The 22,951-nt window shown below is 42.7% G+C and carries 20 protein-coding genes and 1 rRNA gene; 17 read left to right on the top strand and 4 right to left on the bottom strand.

Annotated features, from left to right (window positions below):
• The 13 genes from rrf to INQ51_RS10915 form a co-directional block, all read left to right on the top strand.
• A 5S ribosomal RNA gene (gene rrf / locus INQ51_RS10975) occupies positions 1 to 103 on the top strand; the annotation flags it as partial.
• A 93-nt stretch (positions 104 to 196) separates the two neighbouring features.
• Positions 197 to 1,792: an O-antigen ligase family protein gene (locus tag INQ51_RS10970; protein WP_233378018.1), complete on the top strand. Its 1,596-nt coding sequence runs from the start codon at positions 197 to 199 to the stop codon at positions 1,790 to 1,792.
• A 128-nt stretch (positions 1,793 to 1,920) separates the two neighbouring features.
• Positions 1,921 to 2,574 carry a superoxide dismutase gene (locus INQ51_RS10965; RefSeq protein WP_233378019.1) on the top strand — a complete coding sequence of 218 codons (654 nt, stop codon included), beginning with the start codon at positions 1,921 to 1,923 and terminating at the stop codon, positions 2,572 to 2,574.
• Positions 2,575 to 2,628: 54 nt separating this feature from the next.
• Positions 2,629 to 3,405: a Rossmann-like and DUF2520 domain-containing protein gene (locus INQ51_RS10960; protein WP_233378017.1), complete on the top strand. Its 777-nt coding sequence runs from the start codon at positions 2,629 to 2,631 to the stop codon at positions 3,403 to 3,405.
• A 2-nt stretch (positions 3,406 to 3,407) separates the two neighbouring features.
• On the top strand, positions 3,408 to 3,938 hold the full coding sequence (locus INQ51_RS10955; RefSeq protein WP_233378016.1) for a KdsC family phosphatase: 531 nt from the start codon (positions 3,408 to 3,410) through the stop codon (positions 3,936 to 3,938).
• A 1-nt stretch (position 3,939) separates the two neighbouring features.
• A complete protein-coding gene (locus INQ51_RS10950) occupies positions 3,940 to 4,515 on the top strand; it encodes a Maf family nucleotide pyrophosphatase (protein ID WP_233378015.1) in 576 nt (191 codons plus the stop codon).
• Between the two features lie 123 nt (positions 4,516 to 4,638).
• Positions 4,639 to 5,643 (top strand): sugar ABC transporter substrate-binding protein, encoded by a 1,005-nt coding sequence (locus INQ51_RS10945; protein WP_233378014.1) that lies wholly within the window; start codon positions 4,639 to 4,641, stop codon positions 5,641 to 5,643.
• Positions 5,644 to 5,838: 195 nt separating this feature from the next.
• On the top strand, positions 5,839 to 6,483 hold the full coding sequence (locus tag INQ51_RS10940; RefSeq protein ID WP_233378013.1) for a ferredoxin--NADP reductase: 645 nt from the start codon (positions 5,839 to 5,841) through the stop codon (positions 6,481 to 6,483).
• Between the two features lie 71 nt (positions 6,484 to 6,554).
• The gene (miaB, locus tag INQ51_RS10935) at positions 6,555 to 7,931 is read left to right on the top strand and encodes a tRNA (N6-isopentenyl adenosine(37)-C2)-methylthiotransferase MiaB (RefSeq protein WP_233378012.1); all 1,377 of its coding nucleotides are present in this window, start codon (positions 6,555 to 6,557) and stop codon (positions 7,929 to 7,931) included.
• Between the two features lie 310 nt (positions 7,932 to 8,241).
• On the top strand, positions 8,242 to 8,436 hold the full coding sequence (locus INQ51_RS10930; protein ID WP_233378011.1) for a hypothetical protein: 195 nt from the start codon (positions 8,242 to 8,244) through the stop codon (positions 8,434 to 8,436).
• Positions 8,437 to 9,387: 951 nt separating this feature from the next.
• Positions 9,388 to 9,966: a hypothetical protein gene (locus INQ51_RS10925; RefSeq protein WP_233378010.1), complete on the top strand. Its 579-nt coding sequence runs from the start codon at positions 9,388 to 9,390 to the stop codon at positions 9,964 to 9,966.
• A gap of 149 nt (positions 9,967 to 10,115) precedes the next feature.
• Positions 10,116 to 10,604 (top strand): arsinothricin resistance N-acetyltransferase ArsN1 family B, encoded by a 489-nt coding sequence (locus tag INQ51_RS10920; RefSeq protein WP_233378009.1) that lies wholly within the window; start codon positions 10,116 to 10,118, stop codon positions 10,602 to 10,604.
• Between the two features lie 250 nt (positions 10,605 to 10,854).
• Complete coding sequence (locus INQ51_RS10915; RefSeq protein ID WP_233378008.1) at positions 10,855 to 11,847, top strand: CehA/McbA family metallohydrolase; 993 nt, start codon at positions 10,855 to 10,857, stop codon at positions 11,845 to 11,847.
• 138 nt (positions 11,848 to 11,985) lie between these two features.
• On the opposite strand, the gene INQ51_RS10910 is transcribed toward INQ51_RS10915, so the two are convergent.
• Positions 11,986 to 13,689: an acyltransferase family protein gene (locus tag INQ51_RS10910; protein WP_233378007.1), complete on the bottom strand. Its 1,704-nt coding sequence runs from the start codon at positions 13,687 to 13,689 to the stop codon at positions 11,986 to 11,988.
• A gap of 238 nt (positions 13,690 to 13,927) precedes the next feature.
• Here INQ51_RS10910 and INQ51_RS10905 point away from each other — a divergent pair, with 238 nt between their 5' ends.
• Entirely contained in the window at positions 13,928 to 15,994 is a 2,067-nt protein-coding gene (locus tag INQ51_RS10905) for a helix-turn-helix domain-containing protein (RefSeq protein WP_233378006.1), read from the top strand.
• Positions 15,995 to 15,997: 3 nt separating this feature from the next.
• Here INQ51_RS10905 and INQ51_RS10900 read toward each other — a convergent pair whose 3' ends face one another.
• Positions 15,998 to 17,233 (bottom strand): alpha/beta hydrolase family protein, encoded by a 1,236-nt coding sequence (locus tag INQ51_RS10900; RefSeq protein ID WP_233378005.1) that lies wholly within the window; start codon positions 17,231 to 17,233, stop codon positions 15,998 to 16,000.
• Positions 17,234 to 17,424: 191 nt separating this feature from the next.
• Here INQ51_RS10900 and INQ51_RS10895 point away from each other — a divergent pair, with 191 nt between their 5' ends.
• The 3 genes from INQ51_RS10895 (at position 17,425) to INQ51_RS10885 (ending at position 20,513) form a co-directional block, all read left to right on the top strand.
• Positions 17,425 to 18,132, top strand: a complete 708-nt coding sequence (locus INQ51_RS10895; protein ID WP_233378004.1) for a ThuA domain-containing protein — start codon at positions 17,425 to 17,427, stop codon at positions 18,130 to 18,132.
• 187 nt (positions 18,133 to 18,319) lie between these two features.
• Positions 18,320 to 18,691: a hypothetical protein gene (locus INQ51_RS10890; protein ID WP_233378003.1), complete on the top strand. Its 372-nt coding sequence runs from the start codon at positions 18,320 to 18,322 to the stop codon at positions 18,689 to 18,691.
• A 607-nt stretch (positions 18,692 to 19,298) separates the two neighbouring features.
• Entirely contained in the window at positions 19,299 to 20,513 is a 1,215-nt protein-coding gene (locus INQ51_RS10885) for an AGE family epimerase/isomerase (protein ID WP_233378002.1), read from the top strand.
• Positions 20,514 to 20,518: 5 nt separating this feature from the next.
• On the opposite strand, the gene INQ51_RS22625 is transcribed toward INQ51_RS10885, so the two are convergent.
• Positions 20,519 to 21,979 carry an O-antigen ligase family protein gene (locus tag INQ51_RS22625; RefSeq protein WP_233378001.1) on the bottom strand — a complete coding sequence of 487 codons (1,461 nt, stop codon included), beginning with the start codon at positions 21,977 to 21,979 and terminating at the stop codon, positions 20,519 to 20,521.
• A gap of 5 nt (positions 21,980 to 21,984) precedes the next feature.
• A complete protein-coding gene (locus tag INQ51_RS10875) occupies positions 21,985 to 22,932 on the bottom strand; it encodes a Wzz/FepE/Etk N-terminal domain-containing protein (protein WP_233378000.1) in 948 nt (315 codons plus the stop codon).
• Positions 22,933 to 22,951: the final 19 nt, after the last annotated feature.

Genomic DNA, 22,951 nt, shown 5'->3' with positions numbered 1-22,951 from the left:
CTACAGCGGCGGGGCACCACCTCTTCCCATTCCGAACAGAGAAGTTAAGCCCGCCAGCGCCGATGGTACTGCGTAACAGTGGGAGAGTAGGTCGCTGCCAACTTTATTAAAACCTGGTTCCGATAGGAGCCAGGTTTTTTTTTATGCAATAAACTTATCCAATTACCGTTTTGGCATTATCAAAAGCTATTCTTGAATGAAGAAATTCTTAACCGAACTAATCGACTCAAACTGGTTTTTTGTATCACTCATTGCTTTTGTTGTCGCATTGCCTTTATCTCAGGCATTGGTTTCTGTTTTTAGCGGAGTAATGCTTTTGGTTGCCCTTCTCGAGGATTCTTTCAGTAACAAGATAAATCGTTTAAGCGAACGGAAAATTCTTTTACTGATCCCACTGATCTTTATAATGTACCTGGTAAGTACGTTTGTAACAAGAGATACTTCATTTTATGATGTTCAAAAAACACTGTTTTACCTGGTAATACCTCTTGCTTTTGTGTTGGGGAAGGAATTAAACTCTAAGCAGGTTCGATATGTTTTTTATACTTTTACCTGTTCTGTTCTACTGGCTATCATAATCGCGTTGATTCAGTGGCCATTCATGAAAAATACCGGAGGCTTTGCCATCCATAAAATCAGCCTGATTTCACATATTCGTTTTAGCTTTCAATTAGTACTGCTGGCGTGGTTTTTTGTATTTCTGTTACTAAAGAATTTCATCAGTATCGACTTAAACAAAAGGGTTTTAATCGGTTCCCCCATTGCGGTTCTTCTTGGGTATTTGTTTTTACAGCAATCGTTAACCGGAATATTGGCCTTAAGTGCCAGCATCATTTATTTTATATTCTACCTTTTAATTCATGTAAATAAGAAATGGCGGCTTGTAGGCACGGTCGTTTTAATGCTTGCAGTGTTATTCCCTGTTTTGTATGTAGTAAATGCTGTTCATTCTTTTTATGACATCGATCAAATTGAGGTTGACAGCCTTGATCGCGTAACCGCACAGGGAAATCCCTACAAGCACTATCCCGCGGATCCGATGGTTGAAAATGGGCATTATGTGAATCTTTATCTTTGCCCAGCCGAGATGCGGGAGGAATGGAACAAAATTTCAGCAATAAAATATGATTCCCTTGGTGCAAATGGGTACGCCATATCGTCTACTTTAATCCGTTACCTTACGTCCAAAGATTTACGGAAAGATGCCGAAGGAGTAAAAGCATTGACCGAACAAGACGTAAGAAATGTGGAATCGGGCATGGCTAATTATATTTTTGAAAGACGATTTACGCTCTATCCCCGAATATATCAGACAATCTGGGAGTACTATGTCTTTTCTCATACCGGAAATTCCAATCATCAGTCTTTTTCCCAACGAATAGAATTTGCCAGGGCTGCCATCACCATCATAAAAAAGAATTTCTTTTTTGGCGTAGGTACCGGAAATTGGAAGCAGGAATTTGCTGACGCTTTTAAGGAGAACAATTCAAAGTTGAGTGAAAGCTTGTATGCTTCGGCACATAATCAGTACCTGAATTACATGGTGAAATTTGGAGTGCTTGGCTTTATTTTCATCATGTTCGCGATGATTTATCCCATCGTAAAAACAAAGAGTTATCGTGATCCGTATTTTTTGATTTTCCTGGTTTTTATGTTTGTCGCCAATTTTGCCGATTCTAACCTGGAAGCTCACATGGGCAGTTCATTTTTCTTCTTTTTCTATTCCCTGTTTATTTTAGTGCCAAAGGATTATCTTTTGCTGGACTTTTCTGTCAATCCAAAACCTGTATAGAAGAAATCAATCAACTTATCCGAACCTTTTGTATTTCCTGATGTTCTTTTAACAAATAGAACAAAAAAAGAACTATGGAAAGAAGAAAATTTATTATCACAGCAGGAGTTGCTGCTGTTGCTACTCCAATGTTGGGAACTTTCGCATCGTGTGCTTCGGAAACAAAGGCATTTGAAGGACATACATTTCCGGAGCTGGGTTATGGATACGACGCCCTGGAACCATACATCGATGCGCAAACCATGGAGCTTCACTATTCGAAACATCACAAAGGATATTATACCAAGTTTATGGCTGCCGCCGAAGGAACTGAATTGTTGACGACCCCAATGGAACAAATTTTTGCTGAAATAAGCAAGCAGTCCGAAGGGATCAGAAACAACGGTGGTGGATATTACAATCACTCACTTTTTTGGGAGAACATGACTCCGTCGCAGGGCGAAATACCAGCTGAACTGAAAAAAGCGATCGAAAAAGACTTTGGCTCGGTGGAGGCTTTTAAGGAACAATTCGGAAAAGCCGCCAAAACCCGTTTTGGTAGTGGTTGGGCCTGGTTGTCGGCCGATAAATCAGGAAAGTTAGTGGTTTCGTCTACTGCAAACCAGGATAACCCGTTAATGGATGTTGTTGAAGTTAAAGGAACTCCATTGTTGGGACTCGATGTTTGGGAACATGCTTATTACCTGCATTACCAAAACAAAAGAGCAGATTATGTCGACAATTTCTGGAATGTTGTAAACTGGGAGGTTGTAAACGACCGACTGACAAAAGCATTAGCATAAACAGTTTTTGGCACTGTGGGTAAGGCTCATTATTTTTGACAAAATTTAAAAATAATGAGCCTTAATTTTTGCTTCATAGGTGCCGGAAATCTGGCTACTCATTTGGCTACTGCGCTGAATGAAAAAGCCGGCAAGGTAACCCAGGTTTACAGCCGAACGGAAGATTCAGCCAGGTTGCTGGCCCAAAAACTGAACGCCTCTTATACCACGTCAACCAAAGGAATTACCAGTAAAGCGGATGTTTATTTTGTCGCGTTAAAAGATTCTGCCGTTTCTGAAGTATTGGCAGAAATTGATTTTCGGAATAAACTGGTGGTACATTGTTCGGGCAGTTTGCCCATGTCGGTGCTAAAAGATTTTTCCTCCAATTACGGTGTACTTTACCCGCTGCAAACCTTTTCGAAAACGCGAATCGTAGATTTTGCAGATATTCCGGTTTTTGTGGAAGCAAATAATCCCAACAACGAAGAGTTTTTAAATTCTCTGGCACGCAAAATATCCGGGAAAGTGACAACACTGGATTCTGCACAAAGGAAAAGCCTGCACATTGCTGCAGTTTTTGCCTGTAATTTTGTAAATCATTTTTATGCACTTGCCGCCGATTTCCTGGAATCGCAGCATATTCCGTTTGATGTGCTTCATCCCTTGATTTTGGAAACGGCCAGAAAAGCACAGGAAATGACTCCAAAAGAAGCACAGACCGGGCCTGCCGTTCGTTTCGACGAAAACATCATAAACAATCATTTACAGGTTCTAGAGAAGTATCCGGAAAAACAGGCGTTGTATAATTTGATTTCTAGGAGTATTTTTGAACATCATCAAAAGAAATAAATATGGGCTTTTTTAAGGACGAGTTATTAAACGTAAAAGGATTTGTGTTTGATGTGGATGGAGTGTTATCAAAAGATACCTCGCCTTTGAACGAAGACGGTGATCCGGTGCGCACAGCCAATGTAAAGGATGGATTTGCTATTCGGAGCGCGGTAAAAGCCGGTTATCCGGTGGCCATTATTACCGGTGGTTTTATTGAGCGCGTCAGGCTGCGTTACGAAAAACTGGGAGTGGAGCATTATTACGACAAGGTGCGCGATAAAGTGGAAGCACTCAATGATTTTCTGGCAAAAACAAACCTGACAGCCGCCGAAGTTATGTTTATGGGCGACGATTTGGTAGACTACCGGGTGATGAACGAAGTGGGACTTGCCGTTTGTCCGAAAGATGCCGTTCAGGAAATAAAGAAAATTTCCCAGTATATTTCAGATAAAGAAGGCGGCGAAGGTTGCGTACGCGATGTGATCGAACAAACCATGAAAGCGCAGGGAAAATGGTTTACTCGTGAAATGTTGAACTCCCGGGCTTTTTAATATGAAGTGGTTTCCGAAATACAATTTTATTCTTGCCTCCAAGTCGCCCCGGCGCCAACAGTTGTTACACTCGCTCGGGATCGAATTTACCGTGCGAACAAAGGAAGTGGAGGAAGTGTGGCCGGATGGTTTGGAAACAGAGAAAATCCCGGTTTATCTTGCGGAATTAAAGGCCTTGGCTTTTAAAGAGGATCTAACAGATAACGAGTTGCTGATTACGGCCGATACCGTGGTTTGCCTGGGGAATGAAGTATTGGGCAAGCCAGGGAGTTTTGATGAAGCATGTGAGATGCTGCAACAACTAAGCGGGAAAGAACACCAGGTTATAACCGGAGTTTGCCTGACATCAGCTCATAAACAGGAATCTTTCTACTCGGTAACCAATGTTGAATTCAAAACGCTTACCCGTGAAGAAATTGAACATTATGTTACAAATTTCAAACCTTACGATAAAGCCGGTGCTTATGGGATTCAGGAATGGATAGGTTCCATTGGCATTTCACACATCGAAGGATCTTTTTACAACGTGATGGGGCTTCCCATTCAAAAATTGTACGAATACATTCAAAGTTTTTAATTCCTTTCTAGAAAAGGTTTCATTATTCAGGCTGTTATTAAACAGAGCGTTAAAAAAATATATAGTTAACATATTTCGTCGATAATTCGTAAATTGAATAGAAACAGAACTAAAATCAATGTTATGAATCGTCCGATTAAATTAATTTCATTGTTTTTTTTCGCTTTGTTTCTGATCGGAGGTTGTTCATTACAGAAAAATGAAAAAGTAAAAGTTGGATTTTTAATTCACGCCTTAGATCAGGAGAGGTGGAAAAATGACCGTGATTTTCTGGTTCAAAAAGTAGAGGAACTGGGAGGAACGGTGATCGTAAAAGTTGCCGATAACAATTCTGATAAGCAACTGGCGCAGGCAAAAGAGGTGCTTGCCAATGGTGTTAATGTTTTGGTGGTTGTTCCTGTTGATCAGTTTGCAGCCGCGGCAATAGTAGAAGAAGCCCATACACGCAATGTTAAAGTTATTTCATACGACCGTCTGATTAAGAATTGCAAGCTCGACTATTATGTGTCGACGGATAATATTGAGATTGGTTCTTTGCAGGCAACTTATCTTACCAGTATTAAACCTACGGGCAATTACGCTTTGATTGGCGGTGCAATGGGGGACAATAACAGTCAGCTTTTGTACCTCGGCCAGCGAAATGTATTGCAGCCCCTGGTTGAGAAAGGAGATATCAATATTATTTACAACGAGTTTACAGATCATTGGGGAGAAGAAGAGGGGTATGAAGATACGAAGAAGATCCTGGCTCTTCCGCAAAAAGTGGATGCCATTATTGCAGCCAATGATGGCATTGCGATGGGGGTGATTAAAGCATTGAAAGAGGCCACCATAAACGATGTTTTGTTGGCCGGAATGGATGCAAATTTACCCAATCTTCAGGAAATTGTAGCCGGACATCAAACTTGTACGGTGTATAAACCTTATGAAAAGATGGCTTCGGCAACTGCCGAACTTGCTTCCCAGCTTGTGGAAAACGGAGGTTTTGAAAATACCTTTCAAACCGTAAGCAACGGAGAAAAGCTGGTTCCTACGGTTTTCTTTAACGGGATGATCGTAAACAAGGAGAACCTGAAACTCACTGTAATCTCTGAAGGGTATCAGAAAGAAGAGGAGGTTTATAAATAGAGGAAGGATAGGAAAATTTGAAAAGGGCTTCGTAAGAGGCCCTTTTTTTGTTGTCCGTTGTTTTTATTTCCAGAGGAAGCGAAAATCTATTTTGTCTATTGTAGACTTATTAGTCTTTTTTTTGCGCTTCATTCCCAAATACTTTGCTGATATTTTATACTTTTGTCGGAATTTTGAAAACAATATTTCAGAAAATTGAAGAAACATAAAGTCATACAACTAAGACATTTAAGCGATTCAACTTTTGTTATCCGTATGGAGCGAAACGGAATGCCGTTTCAAACCGGGCAGTTCCTGATTTTAAGCCTGAAGGGGCAAATCGATCGACGAGAATACTCGGTTTACAGTGGAGAAAACGACGACTTCCTGGAAGTACTGGTACGCGAAGTGGAAGGCGGAAAAGTTTCATCCAAATTAAAACGCCTGAAACCCGGCGACCAGCTGGATGTGGACGGGCCTTTTGGCTTCTTTAAATTTTCGCCCGATATGTTTTCGCCGCAAAAGTTTCTGTTTATCGCCACCGGAACCGGTATCAGTCCGTTTCACAGTTTTGTGAAAACACATCCCGGCCTGGATTATCAATTGATACACGGAGTGCGCTATTTGGAAGAAGCCTACGATCACAAGGATTTTGATCCGAAGCGGATTACGTTGTGTACCTCGGCGGATAAGAACGGCGATTTTGAAGGCCGGGTGACTGCGTTTGTGGCAGAGCAGAAATTGGACCTTGAAACCAACTGTTTTCTTTGCGGAAACAGTGAAATGATATACGAGATGTTCGACATTTTAACCGGAAAAGGAATCCCGGTCTCGAACATTTATTCCGAAGTTTACTTTTAATAGATGATAGAATGGATTGGAAGTTCAAAGTGAACACTGAACTTTGAACTTTAAACTTTGAACATGTTTTCATGAAGTATCACGTAATAACATTGGGGTGTCAGATGAATTTATCTGACGGAGAGCGGGTGATTTCGGTGCTGGATAAAGCCGGTTACCAGTGGACCGACAACGAGGAGGAGGCCAATCTGATTGGGATCCTGGCCTGTTCGGTGCGGCAAAAAGCCATCGACAAGGTGTATTCGCGCATTCACAAGTGGAACAAATGGAAGAATCATAAAAACCTGATCACTTTTATTTCCGGATGTATTTTGCCCGACGATCACGAGAAGTTCCTCAAGCTTTTCGATATTACTTTCCAGATGAAAGATCTACCGAAACTGCCTGAGATGATCAGCAATTACGGAATTACCACTCCGCTTCATTTAAAAGCGGGGATCGATCCGCATAACGAAAACATTGAGCAATTCTGGGATGTAAAACCCAATTACCAATCGAATTTCGAAGCGTTTATTCCGATTCAGAACGGGTGCGATAAATTTTGTTCGTTCTGTGCGGTGCCATACACACGTGGCAGGGAGGTTTCGCGTCCTTCGCGCGATATCATTGCCGAAGTGGCATTGCTGGCAGCACAGGGATATAAATCGATCACCTTGCTGGGCCAGAATGTAAATTCGTACGGCCTTGATAAAAAAGGAGAGGAGATTACCTTCCCGCAATTGCTGCGCGAAATTGGCGAGCTGGGCAAGCGTCTGAAAAAGGATTTCTGGGTGTATTTTACTTCGCCTCATCCGCGCGACATGACCGATGAAGTGATTGAAGTTATTGCCGAATACCCGGTGCTGGCCAAGCAGATTCACCTGCCCATGCAAAGTGGCGACGACAAAGTGCTGATGCGCATGAACCGCAAGCACAACATGGAAAAATACCGGCACATTGTGGAAAGCATCCGCCGCATTATTCCGCAGGCGACTTTGTTTACCGACATTATTGTTGGATTCACGGGTGAAACCGACGAGCAGTTCAACAACACGCGCAAAGCGATGGAAGAGTTCCAATTCAACATGTCGTACACAGCTATTTACTCGCCCAGGCCGGGGGCAACCAGTCACCGCTGGGACGATGATGTTCCGCTTGAAGAGAAAAAGCGCCGCTTGCATATCCTTACCGAGGAACTGCGCAAACACAACTTCCCATATAACAACCGTTTGGTCGGAAAAACCGTTCGTGTGCTGGTAAAAGGTGACGACCGAAAAGAAGGTTTCTTGTCGGGACACACCGAAGGAAAACTGATCGTGCGTTTTGCGGCCGAAAATGAAAGCCTTGTTGGGCAGTTTGTGGACGTTAAAATCACTTCGGCTTCCGATTTCTCGATGGAAGGGGAGTTGGTGGAAGCCGGCAGTTTGAAGTCAGAAGTTGGTAGCCCAAAGCCGGTAGCAACCGTATAACAAAGCATAAAAACAAGACCTTCAAGGTTTCGAAAACCTTGAAGGTCTGTGTTAACCCGCGGTCATCTGATGTTCCCATTATTCAGTAGTTAAAAGCCCCGTTTCTTTCGAATCCTTGTCTGTGACAGGCAGGCGTACCGGGTTCTGTTTTCCGTTGTCATTTGGTATGTTACTATAATCCAATCTCTATGGGATTGATTGGGAGTGGTACGATTGCATCCCTGGTAATTCTGCTTTTGCGAGCAATAGTTTTTGCGGCGCATGGTTAAGATAGCTCTTTTATCGGTGCTTGTGATTGCGCCTTGCTTTAATGTGCATCTGCATACCCCGGGATGCTCGCTCCGTCCGTCCGTCGGTTGACGGACCGGATCGATTCCCCGGGGTTGTTACGCTATCACCACTTCAGGGTTTCCCGATGCTGAAAGTGTCGGAGCTTAATAGCCCGGTACGCAGGGCCGGGTTGGGAGAGGAAGATGAATCCTCGTCCGGCGGGATGGATGGTTAAAAGCACATTTAGCAGCTCCGGACGAGAAGTTGGTATATTTCCTTGTGTTGTGGACAGGCTATCTACAATGAAGTAGGGAACCGTTCTTTTTTTAGAGAACGGTTCCTTAAAACGTCAGCCGGACAAAACGTAAAAAATGATTTGTCAGCTCATGTCAACCAGACAAGTCGTGAAAAACTGTTCGGTCAGCCCGTGTCAGCCAGACAAAGCATAAAAAAATGATTTGTCACCTCTCGTCAGCCAGACAAGCCATGAAAAAATGATTTGTCAACTCATGTCTGTCAGACAAACCATGAAAAACTGTTCGGTCGGCTCGTGTCAGCCAGACACATCATGAAAAATCATTCTGACAGCCTTTGGTGATTTACCACGCTGCGAAAAACTGTTCCGGCAAGTTATTGACCGTGTCAACGACATGAAAAATTCGTCGGACAAGCTTTTGACCGTGTCAATGGCATGAGAAATTGTTCCGGCAATCCGTTGACTGTGTCAATGAGATGAAAAATTGTTCGGTGGGGCTTTTGACCGTGTCAACGACATGAAAAACTGTTCGATGGAGCTTTTGTCCGTGTCAATAAGATGAAAAACTGGTCGGACGCTCTTTTGACCGTGTCAATGAGATGAAAAATTGTTCGGTGAGCTCATGTCTGTCAGACAAAGTGTGAGTGAAAATCCGGATAAGCTTTGGTGATTCACCATGCCTGAAATGGCATACAGTCAGCGGAATCTTTTTGATGCCTTGAAAGCAAGGATAAGAAATTATGTTTATTTTAGAAATCAAAAAATCAATCATTACCCAATACATTGAAAATAACGCAGAACAGAATGCAAAGCACATTACACTACATTCGGGAAAATATATAAAAGGGAAACAGAAAGTTACACAAACAACGATAAACGAATTATAAGTGTACTGTAAATAAATTATCCCAAATAATAATAACCAACCTTATGAATAAAACCTATACAGTTATCGGATACATTGCATATGCATTGCTTCAATTCATACTTTTTCAATACAACAACAGCTTAACTTATCAATTGATCCTGACATGTGTCGCTCTTATTGTTCTCGCGTTGAATCTGCTGTATCTATTTAATAATATTAGAACCGGAAAAATTATAAAAATTGGAAAAATGCGGTTTGCCTATTGGGTGTCGCTGCTGTGGTTTTTAGGTGGTTTAATGCTTTTTGTCGTCGGGTTTAACAATGAATCAGATTCATATTTTTCAGGAGAAGTTACTGTGACGATGCTGACAGGGTTACTGTTTATACCTGCAGCTTTCTTCCATTTTGAAAACTACCTGGTTCTTTTTAAAAAAACGAACATTCAGTTTGGCAGGAAATTTTGGTGGAATACATGGTCGTACCGCACTGTTGACAAACTATCAATTAGTGATGAAGGGATTGAACTAGAAAGAAATGGTGATTGTGAATATATTGCATTAACTGCGGATGACCGAATAAAGATGAATACCATAATAAAACGATTAAAGGTAATTCTCGGAGATAAAATGATTATCAGATAAACCCTACTTCCGTGCGAGTCCCCTCGCATGGTTGTTTGAAAAAGCATTGAAACAACGAAATTTGCCGTGCAATATGCCGATGCTTATACCGTTTACCGTTAACGAAACTTACAAAACAGCATTCTCTAACTTAAAAACGAAACAAGAAAATGATTAGGGATATTCGTATCAATGATTCGAAAGCGCTTGCAGCTATTTATAACTACTATATCAGCCATACCTGTATTACGTTCGAAGAAATTCCGGTGACTGAAAATGACATTAAAGAGAGAATTAGGTCGCACAATTTAAATCTCCCCTGGATTGTTTACGAAGAAGACGGCGAAATTGTGGGATATGCTTATGCCACAGAATGGAAATCGAGAAGTGCCTATAAGTTTTCGGTTGAAAGCACCGTATACCTAAAACAGGGTAGCCAGGGAAAAGGAATTGGAACAATACTGTACCGGGAATTATTAAACCGGATAGCCAAAAGCAATATTCACGCTGTAATTGGAGGAATAGCCTTGCCCAACAACCCAAGTGTGGCTCTGCACGAAAAGCTTGGTTTCGAAAAAGTCGCACAATTTAAGGAAGTTGGTTTTAAATTCGGTAAATGGATTGACGTTGGGTATTGGGAATTGGTGCTAAGCAAATGAATAAGTTACAAATGGAAAGATACTATTATTAGTTACAATAGCCCGTCAACGTTATTTCGGCATCAACATCAAGTCTCAAGACTAAAGCCGCAAGCGGGAAAGCATTACATCAATTCTAACAACCTATTGGTTTTATCCGTGATTATCTGGCAAAATCAGTGTCATCCGTGTTCCTTTTTCACGTTTTACTAAACATTTTATACTATTTTCAGGGCATTAAGTCAATAAAATAATCCAAAACCAACAAATCATGAAACGAAGAAGTTTTTTTAGCCTCGCAGGTGCAGGGGTGGCAAGCGCCTTGGTTCCAAAAGCCTTTGCAGGCGAACCCAAAGGAAATGTTTCGAATAAAAAAGACCTGGTGAATCCTTTTGCCGTAAAAGGAAAATGGTACAAAGCTGCGCTTCATGTGCACACTACCAACAGCGATGGCGATGTGGATGTACCAACACGTATTCAACAATACCGCGATAAGGGCTTTGATATTGTTGCCATTACCGACCACCGGAAAACCAACGATTTATCGGTTTTTTCAGCACCCGGTTTTATGGCTTTGAGCAGCATTGAGTTTCATCCGAAGACATACTCGGGAGCGCCAACGCACCATTTTTTGGGGCTGGGATTACCACATCCTTACGAATACAACAACGATTTGCCGGCGCAGGAGATGATCAATGATATCAAAAGCAAAGGGGCAAAAGTATTTTACGCGCATCCGTACTGGACCGGTCATACTTACGAGGAGATGGCCGAAGTGAACGGATACCTTGGTGTTGAGGTATATAACCAGAGTTGCGAGGAGAATGACAGTGCTTACGGGAATGTGTACTGGGACCAGATGCTGAACAAGGGACATGTTTTATCGGGTTTGGCTACCGACGATGTACACCAGAGCTCAGAAGTAGGAAAAGCCTGGACCATGATAAAAGCTGAGAAACTGGATGAAGGCAGTATTCTCGACGCTTTGGAAAACGGCAGTTTTTATGCTTCCTTCGGTCCGGAAATTAAAGATTTCCAATTGAGCGGGGATATGAAAATAAGAATAGAATGTTCGCCGGTGAAAAAGATAGCTTTCAGGATAAACGGTGCTGGTAACGGTACAGTTTTTCATGCAGGGGAAGGACAGGATTTACAAAGCGCCGAGTGGGATCTGAGCAGGAAAAAAACAACATGGGTGCGGTGTGAAGTAACCGATGAAAATGGAAAGACTGCGTGGACAAATCCTATTTTTCTGAAATCATAAAACAGGATAAGCTATTAAGGCACAAAGTTTCTGTGATACATGTCAAAAGCATAGATAAAATTAGTATTGCACAGTGTGGCAATCTATAAATAGAAAAAGGAGGTGAATGCACCTCCTTTTTTATTTGTGTGCAGATCACTATTCTTCGGTCAGCAGCTTTGCAATTTCAGGGCGGGTTTTCTGAATGCGTTCCTGATCGATGGTAAGGCCCAGCGGTTCGTAAATTTTCTGCATGTAGTCGTAAATGGGTTTTACCATTTCGAAGGGCACCAGAACCGACTCAAGCGCGGTAGACCCCGCCTTGTTCCGAATCGAACGGTCGGCGCTGGCGGCCAGCAAGCGTTTCGTAATTTTGGGATGGCAAAAGAAGGCGGCCGTGTGAAGTGCCGTAGAGCCGTCGTTGTTTTGGTAATCGATATCGGCGCCTGCATCCAAAAGCTTTTGGGCAATCTCTGTTCGCCCGAACAAAGCGGCGGTCATTAGCGGGCTGGAACCACTGGCCGGTTCCCGCTCATCAACGCTGGCCCCTGATTCGATCAGCATTTCGACAGAGGCCAGATCGTTGTTGATAACGGCGGCATGCAAACTTTGGCTTTGAGGCTGGGTTTCGGCAGGGATTTCGGGTGCGTTAATAGCTTCCGGGTATCCGCGAAAGGCAGCTCCGGTGATCAGCACTACTAAAACGAAGGTGGTAATTGTTTTCATATTTATTTGTTTTTGTAAAGTTGTTCTCCAGGTGTAAATCATCATGTTCGAAACTACAAAAGTTACGATGGACAGGATCAGAAATTTCAGCATTGCCGGAATGGGAAGGTCTGTCAGGGTAAGGGCGATTACACCCATCACTACCATGTGCAAAATGTAAACCGGGTAGGAATTGCGGCTGAGTTCGCTTAAAACGGCGTTTGTTTTATTCAAGCTGGTTTGGAACGAATACAGAAAGATGTGAAGAAGGCTGAGCATCGACAGTAGGCCTGAACTGTAATAAAGAACCCGGTCGGCAAATTCGGAAATAAAATAGTACTGACGTTGCGGATCAATCAGGTTAAAAAATGTATTCAATGCCACTGCCGTAAAAATTCCAAGAGAGAAAGTCACGACCACATTCGAAACGATGTACAGTTTCCGGTTTCGGGTGGGGCGCTCGAATACTTTTAACTTGTAGCAAAGGCTTCCGAGCAAAAAGGCCAGAAAATACACCAGCAGCCGCTCGCGCTGAAAATGCAACAGAAAGGAGTGGTACCATCCGCTTAAACCCAGCGTGGAGATGGTGACGCCATAGATAACTCCCAGTACAAAGGTGAGTACAACGGCGGTTTTCAGCGAAATATTTACCTGTAGGATCCTGGATTTGTACATTGCCAGGTACGCCAGCTGGAAGAGAAACAACACGGGTAGAAACCAAAGCCAGTTTTGTACCGGGTTGTTGGCAAAGGACGAGAGGTCGCTTCCGGCACGTTCAAAAAAATGAAAGTACGAGAACCATTCTTCCTGCGGCAGCCCGCGTGAATACAAAAAGATGAATTTGTAGGCCGGAATCAGTGTGAAAACAGCCAGGAACCAAGGCACCATGATCCGTTTAAACTTTGAACGGACAAAATTGCAACTGTTCTGCTTTTGCGCTGACGCAGGCACAAAGTAGCCCGAAATAAAAAAGATACAGAACATGACAAAGAGGTCGAGGTACATACGAATCAGGCCAATGTTGTTATTTTTTACCGGATCAGCCACAATCCAGCTGTTTTCAAGCACCGATTCATAAACCAATCCTGAATGAAGAACTACTACTAACAGGATCAGGAAGGTTCTCAGGTTGTCGAGGAAATAAATTCGTGTTTTCATATCGATTTGTTTTTGCCGGTGATCCGGTTTTTGATAATGTAAAGTTCCGGCAAACGCTGACGCAGGTCTAATCAGGTATGCTGCAAGGTGTATGAAGTTTTACGCGCGAATAAAAGCTATGACGCAAGCTTGTAAATTATGACGCAAGCGATGCTTTCGTGGCGAAAAAGCGCCGGATTTTTTTGTTCGCGTTTGTTGGAAAAAAGTCCTAATTTCGATGGTTGTAAACGAATAAACTATGCCGACTTCCCGCCGTAACGACGAAGAATTTATAAGCCGACTTACTCAGATTGTGGAGGAGAATCTTTCGAACGAACAGTTTGGAGTCAATGAACTGGCACAGATTGTAGGCATGAGCCGCTCGAACTTGTTGCGCAAGGTTTCGAAACTGCAGGGAGTTTCGGTGAGTCTTTTTATCCGGAAAGTTCGTTTGGGAAAGGCACTGGAAATGCTTCAGGAAGGTGCTTATTCAGTGTCCGAGATTTCGTACCGGGTTGGGTTTGGAAGTCCGTCGTATTTTATCAAGTGCTTTCGCGAAGAATACGGATATTCACCGGGAAATATGGATGCATACCAGGCAGAAAAGGAGGAGGAAGAAACTTCGGAGAAGCCGAAATGCAAGTTCCGTATGCCGGTGCTGCTTGTTTCCTTGTTTCTCTTGGTGACGATGGCAGCCGTTATCGTTTATATCCTAAAGCCCGGAGCGGAAAGTCCGGAGCCGGTAAAATCGATCGCAGTATTGCCGTTTATTAATGATAGCAACGATTCGAGCAATGTGTACATCATAAACGGATTGATGGAGTCGACGCTGAATAAACTCCAGAGCATTGAAGGACTGTGGGTGATCAGCCGTACATCGGCAGAGAAATACCGCAAACACACGAAGACCATCCGGGAAATTGCAAAGGAGTTGAATGTGACCTACCTGGTGGAAGGAAGCGGACAAAAAATCGGAGACAAGCTGCTACTGAATGTTCAGCTGATCGAAGCCAGTGCCGACAACCAGGTTTGGAGCCGGCAGTACCAACGAAATACCAGCGATATTTTTGCGCTTCAGAATGAGATTGCAAAAGACATTACCGACGAGATCAAGGTGATTGTGACTCCGGAAGAACAATCCAGAATTGAGAAGATTCCAACGGAGAGCCTGGAAGCTTATGATCTTTTTTTGCAGGGCATTGATTTGCTCAGTCGGCAGGCCGAGGCAAAAGACAACCTTCGGAAGTCGATCGGGTTGCTGAGAAAAGCCTTGGTGCTCGACCCCAAATTTGCCCGGGCAAACGCCGCACTGGCCATGTCGTATTATTTTTTGGAGCAGAATCATTCGGAGCGGCTTTTGGCAGATTCTATCAATTATTTTGCTGATCAGGCCATGTTTCTCGATCCGAAGTTGCCGCAAAGCCTGATTGCCAAAGCGCTTTTTTACATGGCGCACGCCGAGTACCAGCTGGCAGTTCCTTATTTTGAAAAGGCTTTGGAGTACAACCCGAACTACGACTTGGTGTATGTTTTCCTGGTTGATTTATATGCCAATTACCTGCCGGATACCCGAAAATACCTGGAGTACACCTTGCGCGGTTTGCAGATCGATCCGGCCCGATTCGACCCGGTGACCATGAGTTTTAATTTCCTGCATATCAGCAATGCGTTTATTCAGGCTGGTTTTGTGGATGAGGCGGAAAAGTACATCAATGTTTCGCTCGATTATTATCCGGGGAATTTGTATTCGGAATATGTAAAAGCCTATATTTTATTTGCCCGGAACAACAACCTGCAGCAAACAAAAGAGCTGTTGCTGGAGGCTGCGCGGAAAGATACGATGCGACTCGACATTATTCAGGAAGTGGCCAAGGTTTGTTATTACCAGCGTGATTATGAAAGTGCCTACAAATACTATCAAAAATATCTGGGGATAAAAGAGTTGTTACAGCTTTCGGTGTATCCACAGGAAGACATCAAAATTGCCTTTACCTGTCAGCAATTGGGTAAAACGCAGGAAGCGGAGCAGTTTTTTGCGTCGTACAAGCACTTCGCTGATAACGACCGTTCCATTTATCGTTCGCTGAATTTAAGCACGTATTACGCCGCCACCGGGCAAAACGAGGAGGCATTGAATCAGCTGAAATTATTTGCCGCGCAAAAGAATTTTCAGTATTGGATTGTTTTGTTTCTGCCCATCGATCCCATCATGGATGCGGTAAAAAATCAACCGGGGTATTCCAGAATCTTCAAACAAATCAAATCCAATTTCAAGCAGTTTCACAACGAGGTAAAAGAACCGCTGGAAGAAAAAGGTTTGATATGAGTTCTAAAGTTCTCCGTCTCGTAATTGGATAAACCAGGCAATGGCAGCCAGCTCGGCCGGCATGATCGCCCCCGTATGGTCTAACCCGGAAAGAGGTACCAGCTTAACCAATTCGGCGCTCACACCTTTGTCCATAAATTGCTGGTGTAAATTTGAACTTAAAATTGGCGGAACATAGGTGTCGGCAGTGCCATGAAGAAGCATGGTAGGCACCTGGGTATTGTAGCCTTCAATGCTGTTTTCGCTTAGCATTTCGCGCAGCGAGGCAAACGTTGCTCCTGTTTTCCAGTTGGCAACAAAATTGGGCTGAAAAAGATCGGCTACAACGGTAGTCAGCGAATCGTTGATTTGAGCTCCTGAGTGATTGCCATCAAACAATCCCGGAATCTTATCGGCATAAACTTCCTGAAATACCGAATCCATGGGAGTTTCCATGTCCAGTTCAGCATAGCTGTTATACAGGTAAGCCAGAAAATAAGGCATTGGGTATTCTGTTGCTGTCGTTACAACTTCAGTTACCGTTGAGATGTTGTAAGGCCCGGCGCCACAGGCACTGGCTTTCAAATTAAATTCGCCGGAATATTGGGTCTCAATCGCTTTTTGTAGTTGCATGGTTGACCATCCTCCCTGCGAATAACCGGTGATGTACAAATCGTTGTTGAGCGTAACAGTGCCTTTCTCTTCCACAAATTCTTTTACTGCCCGTAGCATATCGGTGACCGACTGAACCGTAGATTCGGCATGCAGGTAGGGGTGAAACATATCGTCGGAAGCACCAAAGCCCAAGTAATCGGGAATCGCAATTACAAAACCGGAAGAGGCCATCATCTCAAGCACTTTAAATAAATCGGAGTTTGGAGCTTCCGTAGGCGCTGCATCGTGCAGGGTATTGGTGCCATTCTGAAAACTCATCAGGGGATAATCGCCCGGTGTTTTGGGAACACATACAAGACCGGAAGCCACTACCGTTTCTCCTTCAAAAGTTGTGTTGTAGGTAATTTTATATACATCTACTCCTGATGTGAACTTGTCTTTGATTTCGTTCAGGGCCGGGTTTTGTGTTGCCAGAAAATTAATTGTCAAATTGATAATGCCTTGGTCATGACTGGTGACCAGATTTTGTTCTACCAGGTATTCGTTTTCGTTGCCGTCAATTTTTTCATCGTCAAAGTCGTCACAGGCATAAAAAGTGATGGTTAAAAGGCAGAATAGAAAAAAGGGTTTTAAAAGTTCTTTCATGGCAAAATATTTTCAATAAGGTTAAACCAAAAATAGGCTAAAATATTGTGTTAAGGAAGTCAGCGGAAGGATAAGGAAATATTTTGTAAAAAATAGTTGGTGTAATTTCCTGATGAAAATGCCCGCTTTGGCCTGATTTTCTTATTTTTATTTTCATTGAACCAAACGTTTACCTGTTAAGAGAAAGTGTTATGAGAAAATCTTTGTTTACCATATATTTTGCTTCATTGTGTTTTCTTGTTGTCGGACAGCCGATTAAAGTTATGCTGGTTACCGGTGGTCATTCGTACGATACTTTGCAATTTTTTCAGCTTTTCGATGCAATGAGTGAGATTGAGTACGAGCATTTTGAGCAACCTGCCGCCAATCAGAAAATAGCGAAAGATCTCGCCAAAGATTTCGATTTGATCGTGTTTTACGATATGTGGGATAAGATTGGAGTGGGAGAGCGGGAAGCTTACCGCCAGATGGGAAAGCAAGGTAAACCATTGTTGTTTTTGCATCACTCGCTGGCCTCGTATCAGGAGTGGCCTGAGTTTGAGAAAATTATTGGAGGGAAATATGTGGAGAAGGGGAAAGGAGTTGATGACGAAGAGCAATCGACCTACGAACACGATGTGTGGGTGTATTGTAACGTGGAAAACTATACGTCGGTAACGCGTGGTTTTCGGGAGCTTCGTTTTTTTGATGAAGTTTACGGAAATGTAAGAATTGATGACAAGGTATTACCACTTCTTAGCACGCGGCATCCCAAAAGCATGGAATATGTTGCCTGGGAAAACCGGTACCAAAACGCACGTGTTGTATACATTCAGCCGGGACACGACAAGCGCACCTATTCTGAGCCCGATTATCAGAAACTGATTCTACAGGCTATTCATTATCTTGCCAAAAAGTAAAAAGAGGCTATTGCCTTATTCTGATGAAGTTCCAGAGAGGTTTCAGACCCGGTAGTCTCCGGGAATATTCCTGTTGTATAACATAAGATATTGACAGTTTTTAACAATTTTCTGTTAATAAAAAGGACTGCTGACTATTTTTTTTGTTTAATTTAGGGGCCAAGCAAATCTGTTTAACTTGTTCAATATGAAAGCTATTGCCAAGTTAATCCACCAATCCAACATGACATATATTCCGACGAACCTTCCGGTTAAGTTCTTTGGATTGCCGGATGGGAAAGTGTATCTACTGTATGCCCGGTTTTGTATCGTAAGACCTGAGAAAACCGATCTGGAATTTGTATTTGCAGAACACGACGAGTTCTTCTTTGATTACAACACGGAAAAGCTCGTTCCTAAAACACAAACCCGTTACCCGGTATATAGCGAAATGGTCGATAAGCCAAATCCCGTGTACCACATTTTGCAGGTTAACCGTGATGTAAAGACGTATTCTGAAGCAGTTGAGCTTTTAAATCAGAAAGCGATGGAGATGTCGCCTCAGGTAGAGGCATGCTAAAATGAAATATAGGCTACTAAGACTGTAAATTCAATGCTGCACTTGCGAGGAGAAATGCGTAAGTGCAGTATTGTTTTTGCTTAGGCTGAACCGTTTCTTTTTTCTTGCCCGGAATAAAGTTCGTGTTTCATTCCATTTTTATTTGAGAAGATATTTTTTGATAAACTGCTGTCAGACAATTGACTGATACCCGAGCCTAAAAAAAGTACAAAAAACTTTGCATAGTATTCAAATTTATTTAGCTTTGTGTCATAGGTCGTTCTGACCTATTGTGTGTTTGGGGGTTAACATTTAAGAGGGCAGTTGTTGAACTGCCCTTTTCATTTGCCCGAACCCTTACAACGTATTTATTTCACTTTTCTATTTAACAATGCATAGTGCTGAAATTCAGTGAAAATAATTGAATCAATTAAATAATTAGATTTTATATTGTTTTTTTGACAGTAAGGTAGTTTCTGTTCAGAATTCAATTAATTTTGAAGAAGGAAAAACCAGCTATTTGTGATTCTGTATCTAAACTAATCTGCAAAAGTCAAATTAATGGATGATTTACGGATCGCATTTGGTGACGTAATTCATTTCCTAATTGTAGTAATTGAATTCTGTTATGAGTGCGAAGAAGGTTTTCGGAGAGCTGTACGAAGAGCTGAACCAAGAATTGTTAAATATACTTGAATTCTGGAGTTTGCAATCCGTTGATCAGCGGAACGGCGGCTTTGTCGGGCGAATTGATCATTACGGAAAGATTGATTTCAACGCACCGAAAGGTGCAGTATTAAACACCCGTATTCTATGGGCTTTTTCGGCTGCTTACCGAATGATTGGCTCGGAAAAACTGGAGAAGCTCGCAAACAGGGCTTCCGAATATATCAAGACATACTTTTGGGATGAGGTTAACGGCGGTTTGTATTGGGAGCTAGATTCTTTCGGGAACCCCCTAAATACGCGAAAGCAAGCATATGCCCAAGGCTTTGGGATTTATGCATTTTCTGAACATTATCTGGCAACGGGCGATAACTCCAGCCTGGAATATGCACAGAAGTTATACCGGCTGTTGGAGACGCATTTTCGGGACGATAAATTTGGCGGCTACATTGAAGCTCTGGATAAGGATTGGAATCCGTTGGAGGATATGCGTTTGAGTGAAAAGGAAGACAACCTGCCCAAGTCGATGAACACACATTTGCATATTTTGGAACCTTACACCAACTTATACCGGGCCTGGCCCGATGAAAGACTTAAAACAAGCCTGGAGCATTTACTGGATATTTTTCAAAACCGTATTATAAATCCCTCTACCGGGCATTTTACCTTGCTTTTTGAGATGGATTGGGCACGAAGGTGTGACATTGTTTCCTTTGGACACGAAATTGAAGGTGCGTGGCTTTTGCACGAGGCCGCCTTTGCTATTCAGTCAGAATCGATCATTCTGGAGATGGAGAAAACAGCTATCAGGCTTGTGGAAAATGCCCTCGGGGAAGGAACGTATACTGATGGATCTTTGTTCTATGAAAAAGAGGGTGATAGGCTGGATACGGATAAACACTGGTGGCCACAGGCCGAAGCAATGGTTGGACTGATGAATGCCTGGGAGATCACCCAAAATGAGAAGTATTTAAAGGCACTGGAGAGGGTTTGGAACTTTGTGAAGGAAGGGCTGATTGACTATGAAAACGGAGAATGGTATAGCAGAGTCGATCAGAAAGGGATTCCTTACGAAGAAGAAGATAAGGTAGGTCTGTGGAAATGTCCGTACCATAACGGTCGGGCGATGATGGAGATTATACGCAGGATAAAGGAATATACAGTTAATGAATCTTAGGCGACTTAAGGCAGGCTGTTCTCTTGTGTACTTGTCTTTTCCCTTGAGATGATATCGATGGCCACGATCATAGCAGTAAATCCCCAGAAAGGAACAGAAAGCTTGTCGGTGTCCAGAAAATTGTTGAGAAATCCATGAACATAATAGGTAATTAGCCCGAGTAAGGCAACCAGTACAATCTTCTTTAACCGGGGATCGGTTGTGCGTGTGTATGTGTTGATGGCGGTGTATGTTACAACTCCAATAATCAGTAAAAAGGTGAGCAGTCCCAGTACGCCTGACTCGGACAAAGGCCCGAGGTATTCGCTGTGTGCATTGCCTCCGTCTGCAGCATTGGTGCTAATAATGGTGCGTTCTTTTGTTAGCTGGTAAGGCGCGTACTGGAACATATAGGTGCCCGGACCAAACCCTAAAACAGGCTTATCCTGAAACATTCGTACGGCACAACTCCAGCGATTGATGCGTTCCAGGTTTGAGGCGTCCGTCGAAATATTTGACATCGAAGAAATATGCGTACCTAGGTGGGCCGAAGATTCCTGCGAGTTTTGTTCCAGCTTCATTAAAATTTGTTGCTGAAAAGCAAAGAAAAGAGTTCCAACGGTGACAACCGTGATAAAGATGGTTTTGAACCGGATTTTCAGAAGCAATATGCCCCAAACACCGATGGCTGCGAGTAAGCTTAACCAGGCTGCCCGGCTGTACGAAAGAACAAACCCCATCAGAACTACAAAAAAGGCAAACGTGGCAAAAGTTCGCCATCTTTTCGACTGGCTTTTATCAAATACAAACATAAGCAGGAATGGTAGGTAAAATGCCAGCGAAGCCCCGTAAGAGGTGTGGTCGTTAAAAAAAGGCATTACCACAAAATGAGAAGCTTGTTTGTCCCATAACCCATATCCCAGGTGGCGAAATGTGGCGTAAAAAATCACCATCATAAAGGGAATGACGTACAGCCAAACATATTTTTCCATGTTCTTTCCCTGCGAAAAAAGCTTAGCGGTAAGGAAGTAAAGCACCGCCAAAAACCAGATGCGCATTAAGAGAAACTTAAACGATACCAACGGCATTGTACTGGTAATGCTGGTAATCAGAAGCCAGAACAAGTTCAGGTAGATCACCAAAGATATGGGGTGTAAAAGTATCCGTTTATCGAATTTTCGTTCCTGTAGTATTTTTAGAAAAAAGACGATGAGTAACCCAAAGATCAATGGCTCGGTGGGCAGGTACATGTCGAACCCAAAACCGGAAGACAACTCGCTAAGCGGTAACGATAAGGGCGAGAAAAAAACAATGAGGTAAATAATTTTATCAAAAGAGTACACCGCAGCCAGTACGAGTGCAGCTACCAGCGGGAGTGCATTCAGGTACAGCATGTCTTTTTTTACCACAAACCAAAGATTCAGAAGTATAAAACCGATGGAGATGAAGTAAAAAAGAGAAAGCTTTATCTGCTTGCTTTTTAACACCCGTATTATTCTTTTTGATAATCCAATACCAGAAATACCAATAATCCGAGGAATACGGCAGAAATGGTTGACAACAATACAATCAGCCAGCGAACCGGGTACGATTTTTTATCAGCCGGGAAAGGGTATTCAACAACATGACTGTAGGTAATGTCCTTTTCATACTCTGTCACATGCATGTCGTGCAAAATGGTCAACGAGTCGATAACATTCAAGGTCCGGTTATACCTGGCTTCGAGAAGCGTGGCTTTTGCACCGTCTTTTGAAAAGTTGTTGTACAGCTGATCAATTTTTTTGGTATCAGGTGCATTGCCTCTTCCGTTTGCCAGGGCAGTCATGTATCCTCGGGTTAGCTCGGGAACCTGCTCACTAAAGCTAATAATGCCCGTAGCGGTTCTCAAGCTATCCAGTTGCTGTTCAACACCAGCAAGTTCTGTATATTTCTTATCCAATGCATTTTGAGTTATGATCACCATTTCTTTGTCCTTCTGTTTATGCAACGATCTTACTTTTTTGTTGTAGTACAGAATAATAGAATCGCACATATTAGAAGCACGTTGCGGATCGTAATCCATTACCTTGATTTCAGCGGTTTCAAACTCGGTTTTACTTACCGAAACATTTTTGCTGTATTTGTCGAGCATGTAGGTAATAAACTTCGGGTCCTCTTTGTTGATCTCGTATACATCGGCGAGGTTGAAAGCTTCGAACATCTTAAATTTAATGTCGTTTGAATTCAGTACCTCAATCATTTGCTCTGTTTCCGACTCGTTGCTCAATGTCCAGATATTGGTGGGGTAAACCCGCGCCACTGACTTAAACTTCGGTCGGATAAAAGTGGGACTGGAAAAAACAGCAGACAAAAGAATTGCAACAATTCCGATGATCACAAAGTGCATTTTGCGTTTCCAGATAATTTCAAGGATACGCCGGTTGTCAAAAAAGTTATCCATAAAAAGTGGTTTCTATTCG

The sequence above is a fragment of the Maribellus sp. CM-23 genome (assembly GCF_021354595.1).
In the GTDB taxonomy this organism is placed as follows: domain Bacteria; phylum Bacteroidota; class Bacteroidia; order Bacteroidales; family Prolixibacteraceae; genus Draconibacterium.
The sequence above is the reverse complement of the archived record's forward strand: the minus strand, read 5'-3'. Positions and strand labels throughout refer to the sequence as shown.